This window comes from Candidatus Desulfosporosinus nitrosoreducens, assembly GCF_030954495.1.
GTDB classification, from domain to species: Bacteria; Bacillota; Desulfitobacteriia; order Desulfitobacteriales; family Desulfitobacteriaceae; genus Desulfosporosinus; species Desulfosporosinus nitrosoreducens.
In genome coordinates this window covers 51,907-72,343 of sequence record NZ_JAVHUW010000035.1, presented here as the reverse complement: position 1 = coordinate 72,343, position 20,437 = coordinate 51,907, and the positions used below count along the sequence as shown (strand labels likewise).

At 48.2% G+C, this 20,437-nt stretch carries 16 protein-coding genes; all 16 read right to left on the bottom strand.

The annotated features are described in order from the left end of the window. Positions 1-51: 51 nt before the first annotated feature. Positions 52-987, bottom strand: a complete 936-nt coding sequence (locus tag REC12_RS06065) for a DMT family transporter (RefSeq protein WP_308892921.1) — start codon at positions 985-987, stop codon at positions 52-54. After that, entirely contained in the window at positions 977-2,167 is a 1,191-nt protein-coding gene (locus REC12_RS06060; RefSeq protein WP_308892920.1) for an amidohydrolase, read from the bottom strand. The genes REC12_RS06065 and REC12_RS06060 overlap by 11 nt, the downstream gene beginning before the upstream one ends. Continuing rightward, positions 2,115-3,056 (bottom strand): DMT family transporter, encoded by a 942-nt coding sequence (locus REC12_RS06055; protein WP_308892919.1) that lies wholly within the window; start codon positions 3,054-3,056, stop codon positions 2,115-2,117. The genes REC12_RS06060 and REC12_RS06055 overlap by 53 nt, the downstream gene beginning before the upstream one ends. Before the next feature lie 68 nt (positions 3,057-3,124). After that, positions 3,125-5,299 (bottom strand): Tex family protein, encoded by a 2,175-nt coding sequence (locus REC12_RS06050; RefSeq protein ID WP_308892918.1) that lies wholly within the window; start codon positions 5,297-5,299, stop codon positions 3,125-3,127. 118 nt (positions 5,300-5,417) lie between these two features. Then, complete coding sequence (locus REC12_RS06045) at positions 5,418-6,593, bottom strand: aminotransferase class I/II-fold pyridoxal phosphate-dependent enzyme (protein ID WP_308892917.1); 1,176 nt, start codon at positions 6,591-6,593, stop codon at positions 5,418-5,420. Positions 6,594-6,793: 200 nt separating this feature from the next. Next, the gene (locus tag REC12_RS06040) at positions 6,794-7,294 is read right to left on the bottom strand and encodes a peptidylprolyl isomerase (RefSeq protein ID WP_510167164.1); all 501 of its coding nucleotides are present in this window, start codon (positions 7,292-7,294) and stop codon (positions 6,794-6,796) included. Positions 7,295-7,614: 320 nt separating this feature from the next. Beyond that, entirely contained in the window at positions 7,615-8,757 is a 1,143-nt protein-coding gene (locus tag REC12_RS06035; protein ID WP_308892915.1) for an ABC transporter permease, read from the bottom strand. Beyond that, positions 8,757-9,530 (bottom strand): ABC transporter ATP-binding protein, encoded by a 774-nt coding sequence (locus REC12_RS06030; RefSeq protein WP_308892914.1) that lies wholly within the window; start codon positions 9,528-9,530, stop codon positions 8,757-8,759. Before REC12_RS06030 ends, REC12_RS06035 begins: the two co-directional genes overlap by 1 nt. A gap of 13 nt (positions 9,531-9,543) precedes the next feature. Further along, complete coding sequence (locus REC12_RS06025; protein WP_308892913.1) at positions 9,544-10,560, bottom strand: HlyD family secretion protein; 1,017 nt, start codon at positions 10,558-10,560, stop codon at positions 9,544-9,546. A 73-nt stretch (positions 10,561-10,633) separates the two neighbouring features. Next, positions 10,634-11,245, bottom strand: a complete 612-nt coding sequence (locus REC12_RS06020) for a TetR/AcrR family transcriptional regulator (RefSeq protein ID WP_308892912.1) — start codon at positions 11,243-11,245, stop codon at positions 10,634-10,636. Between the two features lie 220 nt (positions 11,246-11,465). Beyond that, positions 11,466-12,860, bottom strand: coding sequence for a GntP family permease (locus REC12_RS06015; protein ID WP_308892911.1), 1,395 nt, complete (start codon positions 12,858-12,860; stop codon positions 11,466-11,468). Positions 12,861-13,030: 170 nt separating this feature from the next. Then, positions 13,031-13,777 carry an SDR family NAD(P)-dependent oxidoreductase gene (locus REC12_RS06010; RefSeq protein ID WP_308892910.1) on the bottom strand — a complete coding sequence of 249 codons (747 nt, stop codon included), beginning with the start codon at positions 13,775-13,777 and terminating at the stop codon, positions 13,031-13,033. Then, positions 13,774-15,354 carry an acyl CoA:acetate/3-ketoacid CoA transferase gene (locus REC12_RS06005; RefSeq protein WP_308892909.1) on the bottom strand — a complete coding sequence of 527 codons (1,581 nt, stop codon included), beginning with the start codon at positions 15,352-15,354 and terminating at the stop codon, positions 13,774-13,776. The genes REC12_RS06010 and REC12_RS06005 overlap by 4 nt, the downstream gene beginning before the upstream one ends. A gap of 387 nt (positions 15,355-15,741) precedes the next feature. Next, a complete protein-coding gene (locus REC12_RS06000) occupies positions 15,742-17,475 on the bottom strand; it encodes a sigma 54-interacting transcriptional regulator (RefSeq protein WP_308892908.1) in 1,734 nt (577 codons plus the stop codon). Between the two features lie 256 nt (positions 17,476-17,731). Then, complete coding sequence (gene ilvD / locus REC12_RS05995) at positions 17,732-19,390, bottom strand: dihydroxy-acid dehydratase (protein ID WP_308892907.1); 1,659 nt, start codon at positions 19,388-19,390, stop codon at positions 17,732-17,734. 180 nt (positions 19,391-19,570) lie between these two features. Beyond that, positions 19,571-20,257 (bottom strand): FadR/GntR family transcriptional regulator, encoded by a 687-nt coding sequence (locus REC12_RS05990; protein ID WP_308892906.1) that lies wholly within the window; start codon positions 20,255-20,257, stop codon positions 19,571-19,573. Between the last annotated feature and the right edge of the window lie 180 nt (positions 20,258-20,437).

Sequence of the window (20,437 nt, the reverse complement as noted above, 5' to 3'; positions counted from 1 at the left end):
TTAATAGCCACTTGATATTAAGTTTAACCTGTTTGCCGGGGAAATATAAAGTCAAGCACTCTCCGCCAAGGGAGAAGCAGCCGGTCTGCCAAAGACATTCGTTCCCCATACTCCCAGGATGATTAAAATTATTCCTGCCGCCTGCTGCCAGCCGAACAGTTCTCCCCGAAAAGCCACGCCGGAAAAAACCGACACTACGGTTATAAGGTTTAATATAGGCGCCGTTTGAGACGCCGGGAGCTTGGCATACATATAATTAGAAAGAAAAAACGCCAGAACCGAAGACAAGACGCCAAGATAAAAAACCGCCCATAGGACACTTGTCTTTTGCAGAGGTGCAAGATAATTGAAAAAGGACCCTTGCCAAACACTTTGCCCTATCCCAAGAACATTAAAAATCACAGTTCCTGCCCACATCATAACATAAGTAATTTCCAATGGAGTGAACTTCTGTGAAGAATGTCTGGCCAGAATGCTGTAGGCCCCCGCCGCCAGGACTGCCATGAGAAGAGCAGTAATTCCCCAAAGATGCTTGCCAAACTGAAGCGAACCTTGGGCAGCAACAATAATTATGACACCGAGCACAGACGCTCCGATGGAGAGCACCTGCTTGGAATTAAGTTTTTCCTTTAAAAAAACGGCCGCCATTGTCGCAATAGCTACAGGAACCAAGGCAATCACCATGCCCGCTTCTGAAGCGGATGTCCATTTAACCCCCCACGTCTCTCCGAGAAAATACAGTCCGGGTTGAAAGAGGGCCAGGAGAAATAAAGGCGGGATCGCTTTCCCCCTCAGATTGATGTGAATAACCCGAGTCAACTTTAGGCCGGTTAAAAGAAGAGCAGCAACCCCAAAACGGAAGCCGAGCAGCTGAAGGGGAAAGGTGTAATCCAGCGACTCTTTCGTAAATAAAAAGGAAAACCCCCAAATTACCGCCATCCCCACTCCAGCCAGCATAGGAAGAGCCGGCGACTCTTTAGAACGCATGAGGTATTCCATCTTTCCTGGATTCCGGACTGACAATGTTGCCGTCAATAATAACATAGAGCGGACGAGCGGTCAGCTGGAAGGGATGCTCACTCCAGATAACCAGATCGGCGTCTTTGCCAATTTCCAGGGAACCAAGGCGATCGGCAACGCCCAGAATTTCCGCAGCATTGATCGTAATGGCTCGAAGGGCCTCTTCCTTTTCCATCCCCGCCTTGTAGGCTAAAGCAGCACAAAGGGGCAACTGTTCGATCGGAGTTACGGAATGATCCGTCATGATCGCTACTTTAACTCCGGCTTTCGCTAAAACTCCCGGAGTTTTAAAGGATTTATCCTTTAACTCCACCTTGGAGCGATTCGTCAATAAAGGGCCCACCACTGCCGGATAGCCTAACTCGGCCAGTTCCTCGGCAATCTTGTGGCCTTCTGTGCAATGCTCAATGACTAAATCGACGTTAAATTCCCGGGCAATGCGGATCGCGGTCATGATATCATCGGCGCGATGGGCATGGGCGCGCAGCGGGATCTCTTTTTGAATCACCTTCATAAGCGCTTCTAAGCCCAGATCCCGTTCCGGAATTTTATCCGGATCGCTTTTTCCCTCTTCCAGCTTATCTCTATATACCTCAGCATCTACTAAAGCCTGACGCAAAAGGGCCGCCGTCCCCATCCGGGTCATAGGCATTTTCTTCTGTTCACTGTAGACCATTTTGGGATTTTCTCCGAAAGCAATTTTTAACCCTGCAGGATCTCGTATCACCATCTTATCGACAATCTTGCCTGCCGTCTTCATAACTACCCCGGTTCCACCGACAACATTTCCGCTTCCCGGTCCGGTAAACACGGCGGTTACACCGCCTAAGCGGGCATCGCGAAAACCCTCATCCTCCGGATTGATCCCATCAATGGCCCGCATATCCGGGGTCACAGGATCTGTCATTTCGTTAAAGTCTTCCCCTTCCCAGCGATAGATTTCCTCTCCGATGCCGACATGGCAATGAGCGTCAATCAATCCGGGCAGGACAAGGCAACCCGAAGCATCAAGCACTTGCGTATCCTGAGGAACCTCCAAGGCTTCCCCGAGAGCTGCGATTTTTGATCCCTCAATTAGGAGATCTCCCAAAAACTCACGCCCTGCCATCGTATGAATTTGACCGTTCTTTATTAGAAGTTTCCTCATTCTTTTTGTTCCTCCAATTTAATAATAGAATCCCCGCCAGAACCAAACTTCCGCCAATCCATTGAACCGGCGTAGGAAATTCGTGCAAAAAAATTGCGGCTAAAATAAAGGTCATGGGCAATTCAAAAGTGCTTAGAATAGCAGCCTGATCAGCGCCAAGCCGCTCAATCCCTATGAGAATCATATAGAAAGGAATAATTGAGGCCACAGTAGCCAGGAGAAAGCCGATCTCCCAGGTCTGGAGATTCTGCCAGGGAATGCTCATGACATCCCCCTTTAAAACAACCACTAAAGAAACGGCACAGGCCCACTGCGTATAACACATGACAAGCAAAGGAGATACTTGGGCCAAAACAACTTCTCCCATAAGATTAAACGTTGCATAAGCGATCGCCGAAGCCAAAGCCAGGAAAATTCCTGCCCAAGCCACCCCACTCACTCCTGAGAGAATTCCGCTGGCCAGCGTTGTTCCCCCTAAGGTCAAAATAAAAGCAAACAGCTCTTTCCGGCCAACTTTTTTGTGCCAAAGAAGGACTCCTGCCGCTAAGACCAGAGCCGGATAGAGATAGAGCAGCAGTATGGCCACGGAAACAGGCAGAAATATTAAGGCATAAGCGTATAACAAGCTTGTTCCCATGGCTCCCACGACCCCTTGCAGAACGAGCAGAACGAGCATCCGCAGGGAAATTTTAAAAATTCCCCGTTTAAAGCAAACAACATAGCCGAAGAGGAGAAGAGAGGCGATCCAGGATTGTAAGGCGATTACCTGAGTCGGCCCAAGCCCAAGCTCATAAGCCCCCTTAACCAAAACGGACATACAGGCATAACCGGTACCGGCAGTCAGGACAGCGCCCACTCCCTGCCAACGCCTTATTTGAGCTTTTTGCACCTAAGCCTCCCCTCCTTTCTGACAAAGCCGCCCGATAACATCCTTTATGATAATGCTTACCCACCGCATTAGGCTAAAGCGCTATTGACGGAAAGCTCTCGCATGGAAAGGCTGACACGCTCTCTTCCCTTGTCAATTCCAATCACCCGCACTTTAACGATATCGCCTACAGCTACCGCTTCCATCGGATGTTTGACGTATTTATCACTTAACTGAGAAATATGGACGAGGCCATCGTGCTTAACCCCAATATCGACAAAAGCACCGAAATCCACGACATTGCGCACCGTTCCTTCTAATATCATGCCTTCCTGAAGATCCTCCAGATGCGTCACATCCCTGCGCAGCAGCGGCCGGGGTAAATCCTCCCGGGGATCTCTGCCCGGTCTTTGCAAAGCATCTAAAATATCACGCACCGTAGGAACTCCGGCGCCGAATTCAGCCGCCAATTCCTCTGCTGTCAGCACTGTAAGCTTTTGGCGGATTTCAGCAAGCTGATCCTTTAAATCTTGCGTTTTATGACCAATCTTTGCCAAAATACTTTCGGCAAGCTGATAGGATTCCGGATGGACCGGTGTATTTTCCAAAGGATTATCCCCGTCGGGAAGCCGAATAAATCCGGCACATTGGATGTATGTTTGAGCTCCAAGGCGCGGGATTTTTTTCAATTGGTCACGCTGCCTGAATTTACCGTGTTCCTCACGCCAGGTTACAATATTTTTAGCCACGGCCGGCTTCAAACCCGCTACGTATTGGAGCAGAGATGCCGAAGCCGTATTCAGGTCAACCCCAACGGCGTTGACGCAGGTTTCAACAACCCCATGCAGCGATTCCTCCAGCTTTTTAGGCTGAACATCGTGCTGATACTGTCCCACCCCAACCGCTTTCGGTTCAATTTTGACCAGCTCGGCCAAAGGGTCCTGCAGCCGCCGGGCGATGGACACGGCACTCCGCAGGGAAAGGTCAAAATCCGGAAATTCCTCACCGGCCAGCTTCGAGGCGGAATAGACGGAAGCTCCCGCCTCGCTTACTAAAATAAACTCCGTCGCTAAACCATCCTCCTGGATTACCTCCGCAACCACTTCCTCCGTTTCTCTGGAGGCCGTACCGTTTCCGATGGCAATAATATTTACGGCAAATTCTGTGATTGCCTTTCTCAGAGAATTTTTAGCCTCTTGACGTTGGTTCTTCCCCGAATGCGGATAGATCACTCCCACTTTCAGGAGTTTCCCGGTCTCATCCACAACCGCCCATTTGCATCCTGTTCTAAACCCGGGATCAAGTCCTAAAACCATCTTGCCCCGAACCGGAGGCTGAAGCAGAAGCTGCCGCAGATTGGCGGCAAAAACTTTTATGGCTTGTTCCTCGGCCTGAGCGGATAGTTCGCTGCGTATTTCCCGTTCAATCGAAGGCTCAAGCAAACGCTTGTAGGCATCCAGCGCCGCTTTCTGAACAAGCGGAGCACAAGGTCCTGTCTTGACATAACGGGCCTCTACCAGTCTTGACACAGCATCCGGCGGGGCTTCGATTTTCACGGTTAAAAACTCCTCAATCTCTCCACGATTCAGGGCCAGAATTCTATGAGGCGGGATTTTGCGCACCGGTTCCCGGTATTCATAATACATTTCGTAAGGAGAGCGCTCCTGCCCTTTCTTAGCTGACGCTGCCGCCACAACATCGGCGGAACGCCAGGTTTCTTCCCGTATCCGTTTGCGCAGAAAGGCGTCATCTGCGATAGTCTCGGCAATAATGTCCATTGCTCCGGCTAAAGCATCTTCAGCCGTATTAACCTCCAGCTCAGGATTTAAATACTTCTCGGCCTCGGCTTGAGGATCAACCCGAACTCCGGGGTATTGAACCAATACCCATGAGGCCAGCGGCTCCAAGCCTTTCTCCTTGGCAACGGTTGCCCGGGTACGGCGTTTTTGCTTGTAAGGCCGGTAAAGATCTTCAACATCCTGAAGTACGGCTGCCGCCGCAATTTGCGCCGACAGCTCCTCGGTAAGCTTTCCTTGCTCATCGATGAGCCTCAGGACCTCCGTCTTCCGCTGTTCCAGACGACGCAAATAATCCAAGCGCTCCACGATACTGCGCAGCGCATTTTCGTCAAGTTCTCCGGTAACTTCCTTGCGGTAGCGGGCAATAAACGGAATTGTGTTTCCGTCATCTAATAAGTTGACTGCTTCTTTCACTTGAGCCTGTCCTAACCCAAGCTCTTGAGCAATAACTTGAGTAAAATCCAAAATGTAATTCCTCCCTAAATCCATACCTCATAGTTTTGACCTTGCTAATTATACCATTTTCCGCCAGCTGAGGAAAATTGCCCGTTTTGTCCATTCCTGCCAGACAATGCTTCAGCCGTCAACCCTCAGTGAGCCTATCTTGCAAAAACAATCCTATGCGCCGAACAGCCTCCCGCAGAACACTCTCCTCTTGAACCATAGCTATACGCACATATCCTTCGCCATAGCCGCCAAAAGCCACTCCCGGAACTACGATCACACCCGCTTCACGCGCTAACTCCACGGCAAAGGACATGGAATCCTGCTTGGTCGGCACAGGAGCCCAGATGAACATGGAACCCTGAGGCGGCGGCATCTTCCAGCCGGCCCGGGCACACCCTTCCACCAGGAGATCTCTTCGTCTCTGATAAGCTTGCCGATTTTCTTCAATAGAATCCTGTCCGGAGGCCAGAGCGAAAACCCCCGTCGTTAGAACGGGACCAAAAACGCCATAGTCAATATTTGATTTAAGCTGGGCGAGTGTCCCAATAACTTCCGCGTTGCCTACCGCAAAGCCTAATCGCACTCCGGCAAGATTATAGGTCTTAGATACGGAGTGAAACTCAATGCCCACCTCTTTGGCGCCACGGGCTTGCAGAAAACTTACAGGTCGATATCCTTCAAAGGCTAACTCCGAATAGGCCGCATCATGACAGATAAGCAGCTCATATTCTTTAGCGAATTCCACAACCTCTTCAAAAAAGGAGATTGGTGCTACGGCGGCTGTCGGGTTATTGGGATAGTTTAAAAACATAAGCTTCGCTTTGCGGGCCAAAGCAGGATCGATTTTTTTCAAATCCGGCAGGTAGCTGTTCTCTTCCAGCAGAGGAACCGCAATTTTCTCTCCGCCCGCCAGCAATAACCCCGCCGTGTAGATGGGATAGCCGGGATCGGGAATAAGGGCTGAATCTCCGGGATCAATATAAGCCAGAAAAATATGAGCCAATCCGTCCTGAGAGCCCATCAAAGGGAGTACCTCAGTCTCCGGATCTAAAAAAACATTAAACCGCTCTTGATACCACCGGGCACAGGCTTGCCGAAAGTCTCCCGTGCCGCGAGTCAAAGTGTACCCATATTGATTGTCCTCCAGAGCCGCCCGGCTGAGAACTTGGCGAAGTTCTTCGGCGGGAGCCCGATCCGGGCTTCCTATACTTAAGTTGATTAAAGTTTTTCCCTCTCGTTCCAAACTTTTCTTTAAATTGTCCATTTCAGTAAAAACTGAGGCCCCCAACCCTTCCAAGCGTTTTGCGGGCATATCATCACTCCGTTCTCTCTCCATATGATCTTTGTTATTCTCAAACATTTTACCATGTTTATCATTCCACGGCGAGAATTCCCAACTTTTAAGGAGTATGGGAACAAGGAGTTTTCTTTTCCGTTGGAGCCTAGCGGAAACTCAGATAGTAAAAGGCCCCTGCAACTTTTAAAGCTGCAGAGGCTCTGAACCTAACAAGGCTATTGTTTGATAACTTCCGGATCTCCGTAATCAACGCCAAAGGTATCTACGGTGACGCTTTTCATGACTTGAGCTTGCAATGGTTTATCGTTCTGATCCCTTGGGGTATTGACGATTTTATCCACGGCATCCATTCCGCTCGTCACCTTGCCAAACGCCGCGTAGTCCCCATCTAAACTAGGTACCGAAGCCACCATGATAAAAAATTGGGAACCGGCGGAATTGGGATTATCTTGAGTCCTGGCCATGGAAAGGACTCCCCGTTCATGCTTCAAATCATTTTTAAAGCCGTTGTTGGTAAATTCCCCTTTAATACTGTACCCCGGGCCGCCGCTCCCATTACCTTGCGGGTCTCCTCCCTGGATCATGAACCCCGGAATAACCCTATGGAAGGTTAAACCATTGTAAAAACCTTTCTTGACCAGGGAAATAAAGCTTTTCACGGTATTAGGGGCAACCGTCGGATAGAGTTCCGCTTTGATTTCATCTCCGTTCGCCATGGTAATTGTCACAACAGGATTCTTATTCGTCCCGGACGTCTGTGGAGCGGCAGAAGTAGAGTTTGTACTTTGGCCGGTATTGTTCGAACTGTTCGATCCCTGTGAAGCCGAATTATTTGTCTGAGCCCCACAGCCCAGAGTCACCAAAATTGTCATTAGTACTAACAGCAGTGTCGTTACTTTGCGAACCTTTTTCATAGCGAGTCGTACCTCCAAGAAATTTTATAGGACCAGCATTACCACTTTTTAAGCAATTATTAAAGTCACTGACCGTTTACCAAACTTAATCCTAGCATATCCTGTCCAAAATACCAAACAAGCTAGTCCAAATTCTTTTTGAATTTCTTGGCGGCCACCGCTAACAAAATCACGGCGAACAAACACAAAGCGAGAGTATCCTGCCAGAGAAAGTCCAATCCCACCCCTTTGAGAAAAATTCCCCTGACAATCTCCAAAAAATAGGTCAAGGGCAGCAAGTCACCCATTAATTGCAACAGCCTGGGCATCGTCTCCCTGGGAAAAACGAAACCGGACAAAAGAATAGACGGCAGAATTAAGATGAAAGTCATTTGCATGGCCTGAAGCTGAGTTCTGGCAATGCTGGAGATCAGCAGCCCGATAGCTAAGATCGTAAAAAGGAAAATCGTCGACAAAAGAATGAGCAGTGGAATGCTTCCCAGGGGGATAACTCCAAACCAGAAGATCCCTGTCGCTAAAATCAGAGATAACGAAACAAATCCGATCGCCACAAAGGGCAGAAGTTTACCTAAAAGCAATTCCAGGGAGCGTATGGGGGTTACGACCAATTGCTCCATTGTTCCGCGTTCCTTCTCGCGCACAATAGAAAAAGAGGTCAGCATGGCAATGACATTTTGCAAAATAAGGCCAATTAAAGCCGGGATATTAAAATCTCTGGATTTCATATCCGGATTGTACCAAACTCTCGTCTCAAGGTTGAGAGGCAAATCCAGGCCGCCGGAGATACCCATGGCTTGCAAACGTTTGCTTTGCAAAGCCAAGGATTTATTCAACCCCAACATCTGAACTGCCGACATGACCGCCCGGGCCACTGTCGGATCGGAGCCGTCAACCAGCACCTGAACTGTTGCCTGTTCTTGGCCCTGCAGATGCTTGCCAAAATCCGGCGGGATAATTACCGCGGCCCGCGCTTTTCCGCTATCCAAATAATCCTCAATTTGTTGATACCCGGAAACAAAATCATCCGGATCTAAATATTGGGTGTTGCGGACAGACGTGATAAAATCCCTGCTATCCGCAGTTTGGCATTGGTCCCAAACCACCGTAGGAAGATGCTCCACATCAGTGTTTACTGCATAGCCAAACAAAAGGAGCATCCCGATAGGCATAGCAATCGCCATAATTAAACTGGCCCGGTCCCGGCGGATATGAATAAATTCTTTTTTTAAGACCGCCAGAAAGCGGACCCAGGAAAATCGCAGCATTAGCCTGCACCTCCTTTTCTTACCGCAAAGTTGCGGGGATCATCAGAGGCTTCATGCTCCACATAATAAATAAAGAGATCGTCCAGAGACTCCTTGGCTTCCCGGTGTTTCATCTCCTCAGGTGAGCCAAAGGCAATTAAGCGGCCATAAAAAACAAAACCCAGATAATCACAGGAAGCCGCTTCGTCCATGTAGTGAGTGCTGACTAAAATTGTCATTCCCTCTTCAGCCAATTTACGAATAATGTCCCAGAAAATTCTACGGGATACCGGGTCTACCCCGGCAGTCGGTTCATCTAAAACAAGGAGCTGAGGATTATGCAGCAGAGCACAGGCCAGAGCCACACGCTGCTTCCAGCCACCGGAGAGAGAAGAAACTATTTGGTGAGTTCGCTCAAACAAGCCGATCCGCTCAATAACCCGTTCCTTCTGACTCCGGGCCTGTTTCCCCCGCAGGTTGTACACTCCAGCATAAAAATCAAGATTCTCGGCAACCGTTAAATCATCGTAAAGACTGAATTTTTGAGACATATAGCCGATTCGCTGCTTAATTTCCTCAGGCTGAGTTTTGACATCGAACCCGAGAACCGTTGCCCGCCCCTCCGTAGGAACCAAGACTCCGCATACCATGCGAATAATCGTTGTCTTACCGGCCCCATTGGGCCCTACAAAACCCATGATCGCCCCGGGCGGAATTTGAAACGTGGCACCCTGTACGGCGGTATAAGCCCCGAACCGTTTAACAAGACCTTGGCAATCTATCGCCAGATTCATTATCCTCACTCCTCTAATCCAAGGTCACATCTGCCGGCATACCTGCTTTCAGCTGGTCTTTACCTTCTGTGATATTAATTTTTACCTCAAAAACCGTCGTTGTCCGTTCTTCTTTAGTCTCGACATTCTTCGGAGTAAACTCCGCCTGAGTACTGACATAAGCAATTTGCCCCTTGAAGGTTTTAGAAGGGTAGGAATCGACTGAAATGTGGGCCACTCCACCCACTTTGGCTTTATTTAACTGGGCTTCCGGCACATAAATTTTTATCGACAAATCATCAGGATCAAGAATCGTCACCAAGGTGGTGCCGGAATTGACCACTTGCCCGACTTCTACCTGTTTATAAAGCACCTGGCCGCTCAAGGGACTTTTAATCGTCAGCTTGCTTAAATTCAGCTCTGCCGCCTTAACAGATTGAGCCGCCATATCCACGGCTGCCTTCTGGGCCTGAATCGTTGGTTGGGTATAGCCCGCCTGGGCTTGGTCTAAACTGGCCTGAGCCGCATTCACGCTCGCCTGAGCACCTTCATACTGAGCTTTGATCGTATCGTACTTGTTTTGCTGGGTATCCAGAGCCTGTTTGCTTATGCTGCCGCTGGCATAAAGCTTTTGATCGTTCGCCAGATTACTTTCTTCTAACTGCAGACTCGGCGCCAAAGCCTCGACACTGGCATTTGCTTGATCCACGACGGCTTCAAGTCTGCGCAGCTCTTCCGCCCGTGATCCTCCCAGCAGATCATTGAGTTTGGCCTGGGCCTGAGTTTGTTCACTTTTCGCCGTAGCCAAGGAAATCTGAGCCTGACTATCATCAAGCGTGGCAATAACGTCTCCCGTCTTAACTGTTTGACCTTCCTGCACCTTCAGATCGACAATCTTTCCCGCGAGTTCAGGCTGTACCGGAACTTCGGTCCCTTCAATAGTTCCCGAAAAGGTATTTAGATCTTGCGGACGATTAAAATATTGATTTCCCCAAACTAAAAGAGCAATAAGAGCCAAGACAACAACGACAACCGGTATTCTTTTCTTCATCGTTTCTCCCCCTGCTTCTAAGTTTCATTCTTCTTCCATGAGCTCAAGCAACTGCAGGACCTATTTGGCTTAGCTAGCGAACCAACCCGTGCAGAAAAAGCTCCGAGATATGATCCACAGCCTCTTCAAGAGTTTTCTCAGGAGATAAGCCGGGAAAGACATAATTAAACACACCATAAAACATAATCATGCCTATAAAACTCCGCATCGTTGGTATAAAGGGTAAGGGCTTAAAAATCCCTTGAGTGACTCCTTTGTCAAACCAGGGTTTTATAACACTCATTCCCGGGCCGAGAATCCCTTTAAATAAAGCCTCTCTCACTTCAGAATGATACTGAGCCTCGGCAAACATCAGGCGGAAAAGCCCAACGTTTTCTTGTATCAGCTCCAAACGATCCTTGAGAAAACAACGAAAAAAATCCTTAGGATTGCCCTCCCTGTGCTCTTGATCCAACACGATCAGACCTTCTATGACTTTCGGTTCTAAAACCGCCGTGAGCAATTCCTTCTTGGTGGCAAAGTGCCGGAAGATTGTCCCCTCGGCCACCCCGGCCCGCCGTGCAATCTCGGCAGTGGTAGCGCCTTTGTAGCCGTTTTCCGAAAAAACGCTGAGAGCAGCCCCTAAAATATCCCGGCGTCTTTCTTCTACGGTTTTTTTCGTTCGGACTTTTTGGTGTTTACTCATTTCGTCCCAATCTTAGCTCCTTTCCCAATTGCAAGCTTTTATCTTAAATGAGTGATTACTCACTCCTTTTTTCTTATATCTTATCATAAAGTGTTTTTCTGTCAATCCAAAACTATGCAATCCCAGCCCTAAGTTGAGCAAAAAATAGGAGTGGAACCGGAACCAACCAAGGTCAGCTCCGGTTCCACTCTCGTTCCATTGACGTATGAAACTATAGAAATCAGACAAAATGGAAAACACTTTGCAGCATGATGAGCAAAAACACAGTGCCCGTTTTAATTAAAGTCATCACAAAGATATCCTTATAAGATTGTTTATGCGTTAAGCCGGCAATACCCAGCAAGGTGATAACCGCGCCATTATGGGGCAAAGTATCCATCCCCCCGGAAGCCATGGCAGAAACGCGGTGGAGCAATTCCGGGCTGACATTCGTTTTGCCGGCCCACTCCAAATAACGTTTGCCAAAGGTATCCAAAGCGATGCTCAATCCCCCGGACGCCGAACCGGTTACTCCTGCCAATGTATTCACAGTCACTGCCTCGGACAGCAAGGGGCTGCCTCCGGCATTAATCCCAGTCAAGGCGTGGGCTATTGTTTGAAAGCCCGGGAGAGATTTTATTACATTGCCAAAGCCAACCTCAGACGAAGTATTCATCACCGCCAGCAAAGAACCGATGGCCCCCATATTGATAGCCTTAGCCACATTGCCTTTAATCCTGCGCGGGTTAATAACAAAAGCCAAAACAATTCCCACTGCCAGCGCAATCATCAAAGCCCAGTTGTTCATCGTACCAACGACCCCTGCCTTATCAATACTGTAGGGAGCCTTGGTTACCCAAGAGGCTATATTCCACTGAGGAAAAATCAGCTTCTGTAAAATCAAAGTCACTGCGAGGACGGAAATTAAGGGCAAGGCAGATAGCCACGGGTTGGGTAAGTTACTGTCCTCAACCAATTCCGGCTCATTCTTATGATTCGTTCCATACCCTTCTCCCGCAGCTTGCGCCACTCGTTTTCTCCACTCTAAATAAGCTATGCCTACGGCCAAAACAATAATTGCACCCAAGGTTCCGAAGACCGGAGCGGCATAGAGGTCTGTGTTAAAAAATTTCATTGGAATTGAGTTTTGAATCTGGGGCGTCCCCGGAAGGGCATCCATGGTAAAGGTGAAAGCCCCTAAGGCAATGGTGGCGGGTACCAGGCGTTTGGGAATATCCGCCTCCTTAAATATTGAAGCTGCGAAAGGGTAGACAGCAAAGGCCACTACGAAAAGGCTAACTCCGCCGTAAGTGAGAATCGCCGCTGACAAGACTACTGAAAGAATAGCTTGCTTTTTGCCTAAGGTTTGGACAATGGCTTTGGCAATGGCTTTGGCGGCGCCCGATTCTTCCATTACCTTGCCAAATACTGCGCCCAAGAGGAAAAATGGGAAATAAACCTTTAAATAGTTTGCCAGATTCGGCAGGAATATTTCCGTGTACGTGGGCATGATCGCCATACCGGAAAAAATTGCCGCAAGAATAGCAAATATCGGAGCGAAAAAAATGACTGAAAAACCACGATAAGCCATAAACATCAAGAGCCCCAAGCTTAAAATAATGCCTAAAACTGCCATAACAACACCCCCGCGAATTTATGCTTTTCCTCACTTATTTCTTCTGAATTTCAACCTGACTCATTTGTCGCTCTTCTTTTTATTTCTTTTGCTCAAAAGCGTCAAAAGGCTGCGAAACCGCCGCTGCCAACCTTAATGACGCTTGACAAGCAGGACCTCCCCCCTCCTTTCTAAATCAGAAATCCGCCGTTGATGTCCAGCACTGCCCCCGTAATATAGGAAGAAGCATCCGCAGCCAAAAACAGGGCGGCGTCCGCAACCTCTTTCGGTTCCGCAAACCGACCCACGGGAATTTTAGCGATCAGAGCGTTGAGTTGAGCTTCGGGATATTTGTTCATCATATCCGTATTGATATACCCCGGGGCCAAAGCGTTACAAGTGATTCCTTTAGCGGCATTCTCAGCCGCAGTAACTTTTGTCAGCCCGATCAACCCCGCCTTCGAGGCGGCGTAATACCCTGTTCCGAAAATCCCCATCCGTGCTGTCAGCGAGGAGAGATTGACAATTCGGCCATATCCCTGTTCGCGCATTGAGGGAAGAACCGCTTTGGTACAGAGAAAAGGTCCTGTCAAATTAACCGCCATAACAGCATTCCAATTCTCTGAGTTTCCTTTGTGTAAAAGCCCATCGCGATTAATCCCCGCATTGTTGACCAGAATATCTACTCTGTCAAACTGCTCAATCACTCTCTTTATCATGGAATTCACTTCAGCTTCCTGACTGACATCCGCCAAAAAGAGTTCGGCCTTAGCTCCCAGCCGGCGAAGTTCCTCGACTGTTTCCTCAGCCTTAGCGGCATTAAACGAAACGTCATTAACCGCAATCATTGCCCCTTCTTCAGCGAAAGCAAGGGCTATAGCCTTGCCAATCCCCTGACCGCTTCCCGTAATTAAAGCCACTCTGTCTTTGATTTTCATTTTGCCGCACACCCTTCTTTCATTTTCTGACCTATGTGCATAAGACCAGGGCCGAACAGGCCCGGATTCATAACTTTCAAGTTTTCGGAAATTTCCGGTCTGAAATCCATCCGGGCCAGAATGTCCCTTTCCAAATCCACGCCCGGAGCTATTTCTTCGAGCACCAGACCCCTTTCTCCTAATTTGAAAACAGCCCTCTCCGTAATAAACCAGACCTTCTGCCCTTTTTTACGTGCATAATTCCCGCTAAAGGTGATATGCTCAACTGCTTGAACCAGCTTGTGAATTTTCCCCTCCCGGCTGATTTTCAGAAGCCCTTCCTCAAGCCCTACCTGCAAACCGTTAGCTGTAAACGTCCCACAAAAAACTATTTTTTTAGCTGTCTGGGAAATATTAATAAAACCTCCGGCCCCGGCAATACGCGGACCAAAGCGGCTGACATTGACATTCCCAGCCACATCCAGTTGGGCCATTCCCAAAACCGCAACATCCAGCCCGCCGCCATCGTAAAAATCAAACTGATAGGGCTGATCCACGATGCAATCGGGATTAAAACTTGCCCCAAAGCTGGCCCCGCCGGCGGGCACTCCCCCGATGGGACCGGATTCCAGTGTTAAAACGAATTGATCCAGCACTCCTTCTTCCGCCGCGACTGACGCCACCCCTTCCGGAACTCCAATTCCCAAATTCACAATCGCCCCCGGCTGTACCTCTGTAAGAGCCCGTCTGGCTATTATTTTCCGTTCATCGAAAGGAATAGCTTTGAGTTCCGTTAAAGGAGAGCGGATTTCCCCGCTGTAGGAAGGGTTATAGTCCTCACCAAAGGACTGCTTGTGATATTCGGGCCGACTCGCTACCACTAGCGCATCCACTAAAATCCCCGGAATCTTGACATCCCGCGCCCTAATATTTCCGACCTGAACCAGGCGTTCAACTTGAACGATGACAATCCCACCGCTGTTTTTTACCGCTTGAGCTATCGATAAGCCTTCCAAGGTCAAGGCCTCCCGTTCCAGGGAGATATTTCCTTCCTCATCTGCAGACGTTCCCCGCAAGAGTGCCACATTAATTGGAAAGGCATGATAGAGCAGGTATTCTCTCCCCTTGACATGAGTGAGCTCTACTAAATCTCCTTGCGTAATCTGATTAAGCTTTCCACCCCCCAGGCGGGGATCGACAAAGGTCTCCAAGCCAATGTGGGTTAGTGTTCCGGGCTTGCCCGCTGCAATATCCCGAAAAAGATGAGTTATTACTCCCTGGGGGAAATTATAGGCTTCGATTTTATTTTCTACAGCCATTTTGCCCAGCTTAGGGGCCAGGTTCCAGTGTCCGCCAATGACCCGCTTCACTAGGCCCTCATGCCCCAAATGATTCATTCCCCGATCTTGAGAATCTCCTTGCCCTGCAGCGTACACCAGGGAAAGATTGCGCGGATGACCTGTTGCTAAAAATCTCTTTTCTAATGCTGTAGTCAATTCTTCCGGATGCCCAATGCTGACAAAACCATCAATGGCGACCATACTTTCATCGTTAATTAATGCCACCGCTTCATCTGCCGTTAAGATCGCCTTTCTCATCTCTTACCCTCCTCCAGAATTTTTAAGTACTGTGCACGCACAAGATCAGATATAAGCAATTCCTATGCCAAGCATTTGAGACAGCCTAAAGGCCTTGCGCTCTCTACTGTGCACCATAAATCTTTTAGGAAAACCCGCCGCCTTATTGTAGCTAAATCGCAACACTATACCAGGCATTTAGAAAGATAACTCTTAATTTTCTTGCTTTTTTGTTTATGTGTAGCGTTACCGCTACACGTAGCAATAGCGCTACACATAAACAAAGCGCCGCTCGCACAAAGAGTAGCGCCTTCCTGTAATCCGGTAATAAAGAGAGAAAGGACCTAAGCCTCTGTGGCTTAAGTCCTTTCTCAGTATACAAATTTCTATACCGGCATCCAGATTAGACTACACTAATCCGGCGTCATTAGCTCCAACCAAACCGAACTTCTCCATTTTGCGATAGAGATTCGTGCGGTGAATTCCTAAATACTCCGCTGCCTTTGATTTATTCCCATTGGCAGTTTTCAGCGCCTTGAGTATGGCCCTTCTCTCCGCTCCGGCAAGCTCCAGGGCCAAAGGCCGGAGGGACGTATCGACCCGCCTGCTTTCAAGGTCTTGAAGATAGAGTGGAAGGTCTTCCAGGTGAATTACCTCATCTTCAGCTACGTTGATGGCTCTTTCTATCGCGTTTTGAAGTTCCCGCACGTTTCCCGGCCAGGCATAGAGTTGAAACAATTCCACCACCCCACGATCCAGCCCTTTTAAGGTGGACCCCAGCTCCCTTTGGAATTTTGCCAAAAGATGTTCACTTAAAAGCAAAACATCTTTTTCGCGTTCTCTCAGAGGGGGAATCGTCACCGTAAAAACATTTAAACGGTAGTAAAGATCGCGGCGAAATTCTCCCGCCCCCATCATTTTTTCCAGATCCCGATGAGTAGCGGCGATAACCCTGATATCCAGTTGTTGCAGCCGATTGCTGCCTACGCGCTCTACCTCTTTTTCCTGTAAAACCCGCAGCACTTTTGCTTGCATACCGAGAGGCAAATCCCCTATCTCATCCAAAAAAATGGTCCCTCTGTTGGCCAACTCGAATTTTCCGGGTTTCCCTCCTTTTTTGGCCCCTGTAAACGCACCTTCTTCATAGCCGAAAAGTTCAGCTTCCAATAGTTCAGTCGGGATGGCGCCGCAATTTACCCGTACAAAGGGCTGACCATGACGTAACCCTGCCGCATGAATCGCATGGGCGAAAAGCTCTTTTCCAGTCCCGCTTTCGCCGCGCAAAAGAACCGTTGATTTGCCCAAAGCAGCCTTTTCCGCTAGGGCTTTAGCTTTTAAAATTGCCGGGCTATCGCCGATAATGCTGCTAAAGGTATAGCGAAACTTCTGATAGTGTTTCAACTCTTTCTCGTAGAACTTAAGTTTATTCTCCAACAAGTCCAGTTTTTCCGCCAAGGTACGCAAATCCTGAACATCTCGGAACATAACTTTACCCACGGCGCCGATCAGCATTCCGTTTTCTCTCAGGGGAAGGCGCATCACCATAGCCTCTTTGCCATTGATGTCCATAACCTCGCCAATTTCGGCCTGTCCCGTTTGGGCAACAATATGCATCCGGCTTGTAGGCAGAATCTCCGTACAGTGGCGGCCGATTGCCTCTTCCTGTTCTACATTCAAAAAGCGGCAGTAGGTTTTAGTTATCCGGGTAATGGCTCCCTGACTGTCCACCACCATAACTCCGTCATAAGCTTGTTCGAAAATATTTTCGAGACCCGTTAAACTGATTTTAGTTTCAGCCAAATGAGCTGCTAATTGCTGCAGTTCGCTCTCATCCTGAAAAACCACAACTGCCCCAATTACTTTACCTCCTTGAATGATCGGAGAGCGATTTGCTGTAACCATCCGTTCTCCGATCAGCAAGTGATCGGAGTTCACACTCTCTCCCTGAACAATCTTGTGCAACTGCAAACCAGGGATAATCTCCTCAGACTTACGGCCAAGTAGATCTTTCATTTTTAGTCCTATTAAACTCTCGGCTAAAGGATTGCAAAAATTAATGACATCCCGGTTGTCGATAACCAGGACGCCTATGTTGAGCGCCTGAAAAACTTGTTCCAACTTGATCTTTTGGTCAGTCTCCATTAGCATACCCCCTATATAACATAACGGGCCTTGCCCTGAATATATCCTATCGTACATAGTTTTAAACTAAGAATCAATTAAGATCAAGTTATTCTTCAACACCCTGACAATAAAAAATTCACTGCAAAAGATACACCGAGCTTATAGCCAACCGGCAATTACGGGATAACTATAACCGCCGGTTAAGCCAACCGCTTAATAGAGATTGAACTAAAAAACAACCAACAAATCTGACATCTGTTGGTTGTTGGCAGTGTTATTCCTTAACTTCTAAAACAGCGCCCCTGTTTCCCGAGGTAACCATAGCCGCATATCGGGCGAGAAACCCAGTGGTAATCTTGGGCTTTCTGGGCTGCCATTTCGCTCGGCGTTTCTCAAGTTCATCCTCACTAAGGGCGACATTTATTTGGTTGGCCATAATGTCAATTTGAATGATGTCTCCATCCTCAATTAAGGCAATATTGCCTCCTACAGCCGCTTCGGGAGAAACATGACCGATGGAGGCCCCTCTCGTCGCACCACTGAAGCGCCCATCGGTAATCAGGGCGACACTTTCGCCAAGCCCGCTTCCCATGATAGCTGAGGTGGGATTCAGCATTTCTCTCATGCCCGGTCCTCCTTTAGGGCCTTCATAGCGGATCACTATCACATCCCCCGCTACAATTTGGCCGGAGGTAATGGCCCGCATAGCATCCTCCTCACAATCGAATACTTTCGCGGGGCCTTCGTGTTGGAGCATTTCAGGGGCAACAGCCGAACGCTTAACGACGCAGGAATCCGGAGCCAGGTTCCCTTTTAAGACAGCAATTCCTCCTGTTTTACTGTAAGGGTTCTCCGCCGGCCTGATAACCTCCGTATTTTTGTTGACACAGCCGGCAATATTTTCTGCTACAGTCTTGCCGGTACAGGTCAGCAAATCAGTGTTGATTAAGCCTAATTTATTGATTTCATTCATCACTGCGTAAATGCCGCCGGCCTCATTAAGCTCTTCAATATAGGTATGTCCCACAGGAGCCAGGTGACAGAGGTTCGGCGTTTTGTCGCTGATTTCATTGGCAATATCCAGATCTAATTCAATGCCGCATTCATGGGCGATCGCCGGGAGATGGAGCATGCTGTTGGTACTGCAGCCTAAAGCCATGTCTAAAGTCAGAGCGTTTTTAAAGGCATCTTCAGTCATAATATCCCGCGGCCGGATATTTTTTTTCAGCAGTTCCATAATTTGCATACCGGCATATTTGGCGAGTTGAATTCTTTCGGAATAGACGGCCGGAACGGTGCCATTGCCCCGCAGCCCCATTCCCAAAACTTCCGTCAGGCAGTTCATACTGTTAGCCGTGTACATCCCTGAACAGGAACCGCAGGTAGGACAGGCTTTGTTTTCATATTCCAGCAATTTTTCCTTGGTAATTTTCCCCGCCTGGAATTCGCTCACAGCCTCCGATACACTGGAAAAGCTCGTCTTCTGCCCATCCACAATACCTGCCAGCATCGGTCCGCCGCTGACAAAAATGGCTGGAATATTCAGGCGCGCTGCAGCCATTAACAACCCCGGAATGTTTTTATCGCAGTTCGGGACCATAACCAGAGCGTCAAAAGCATGGGCCAAAGCCATAGCTTCCGTAGAATCGGCAATGAGCTCCCGCGTCACCAACGAATACTTCATCCCTTGATGTCCCATGGCAAGTCCGTCACAGACAGCAATCGCCGGAAAGACGAGGGGAGTTCCTCCGGCCATGGCTACCCCTAGCTTTACTGCTTCCACAATTTTATCTAAGTTCATATGGCCCGGAACGATATCGTTTTGGGAACTGACTATGCCGATCAGTGGCCTTTCGATCTCTTCATTTGTTAAACCCAGAGCATGTAACAAGGCTCGATGTGGTACAGTCTTAGTTACGGCATCACTATTCATTAAGCCAAACACCTCTCTTAATATTGTATAAGTTCATTATATATTGCATGATGTCTAATGTCTATAAGAGAAGTAATACCACTCTTTAAAAAAGTTTTTTAAAGCAAATTAATTTTGTGCCGTCAGGCACGTTTTTCACACTTGTCGGACGGCGAGAGCGGAAGCGGTCAGTTGAACCAACTATTCTTCCGTAAATCCAAAGCCCCTCATGGCATGGAGAATATGCAATTTCATTGCGGTCTGGGCTCCCTCGGCATCGCGTTGGGCTAAAAACTCCATGATCATCCGATGATCTCTTAAAGTATTCTGGATCATCTCTTCATTCGCGTCCGACAAGGGAACTCCTTTGTCAATAGCTTGGTAAAGGATAGGCATCAATTGATTCATAAACTCATTATGTGTTGCTTTGGCAATAGCTTGATGAAAAGCCTGCTCAACCTCCGTTCGATCTTCCTTTTTAATAATCTGCTCTTCTTCCCGCCGGCCATAATACAAAATGCGCTCCAGCTCTTTATCCGAAGCACGTTTGGCAGCGTAATAAGCCGATTGAGGCTCAAAAATCAGACGCATCTCATATAAATCCTTAACGTTCAGCTTAAAGGTTGAAAGCTCTTTCAAACCAAGCTTTTCATCCAACTCGCGGTTATTTTTCACATAAGTACCTTTTCCACGTTGAATTTCCAAGACGTTATGTGCAACTAAAATGCGGATTGCTTCCCGCAACGTAGTGCGGCTAACTTGTAAATCGACGGAAAGTTCGTTTTCATTGGGGAGTTTATCTCCCATAGCAAATTTTTTGTCTATAGTAATCATGGCCAGGATATCCTCCGCGACATTTTCAGCCAGACTTCTTCCCACTCTTGTCATGCTTCTTTCTCTCCTTAAATTCTTGCCTAGACATTGGACAACCTTTTTAAACAAGATGTCTTAGAGCCAAAAAATATAGTTCTCCACATAATCAGGAACAGGGCCACAATCCCTGCATTCCCCTCAGGGCAGTCTTTCCCTATTTGCTAACCACCTAAACGCTTAATATAATCTTTGTTC

Bases quoted from the DNA above. Each gene is read 5' to 3' on its own strand.
- REC12_RS06065 (WP_308892921.1), bottom strand. From the start codon at position 987: ATGCGTTCTAAAGAGTCGCCGGCTCTTCCTATGCTGGCTGGAGTGGGG.
- REC12_RS06060 (WP_308892920.1), bottom strand. From the start codon at position 2,167: ATGAGGAAACTTCTAATAAAGAACGGTCAAATTCATACGATGGCAGGG.
- REC12_RS06045 (WP_308892917.1), bottom strand. From the start codon at position 6,593: ATGCCCGCAAAACGCTTGGAAGGGTTGGGGGCCTCAGTTTTTACTGAA.
- REC12_RS06040 (WP_510167164.1), bottom strand. From the start codon at position 7,294: ATGGCGAACGGAGATGAAATCAAAGCGGAACTCTATCCGACGGTTGCC.
- REC12_RS06035 (WP_308892915.1), bottom strand. From the start codon at position 8,757: ATGCTGCGATTTTCCTGGGTCCGCTTTCTGGCGGTCTTAAAAAAAGAA.
- REC12_RS06030 (WP_308892914.1), bottom strand. From the start codon at position 9,530: ATGAATCTGGCGATAGATTGCCAAGGTCTTGTTAAACGGTTCGGGGCT.
- REC12_RS06025 (WP_308892913.1), bottom strand. From the start codon at position 10,560: ATGAAGAAAAGAATACCGGTTGTCGTTGTTGTCTTGGCTCTTATTGCT.
- REC12_RS06020 (WP_308892912.1), bottom strand. From the start codon at position 11,245: ATGAGTAAACACCAAAAAGTCCGAACGAAAAAAACCGTAGAAGAAAGA.
- REC12_RS06015 (WP_308892911.1), bottom strand. From the start codon at position 12,860: ATGGCAGTTTTAGGCATTATTTTAAGCTTGGGGCTCTTGATGTTTATG.
- REC12_RS06010 (WP_308892910.1), bottom strand. From the start codon at position 13,777: ATGAAAATCAAAGACAGAGTGGCTTTAATTACGGGAAGCGGTCAGGGG.
- REC12_RS06005 (WP_308892909.1), bottom strand. From the start codon at position 15,354: ATGAGAAAGGCGATCTTAACGGCAGATGAAGCGGTGGCATTAATTAAC.
- REC12_RS06000 (WP_308892908.1), bottom strand. From the start codon at position 17,475: ATGGAGACTGACCAAAAGATCAAGTTGGAACAAGTTTTTCAGGCGCTC.
- ilvD (WP_308892907.1), bottom strand. From the start codon at position 19,390: ATGAATAGTGATGCCGTAACTAAGACTGTACCACATCGAGCCTTGTTA.
- REC12_RS05990 (WP_308892906.1), bottom strand. From the start codon at position 20,257: ATGACAAGAGTGGGAAGAAGTCTGGCTGAAAATGTCGCGGAGGATATC.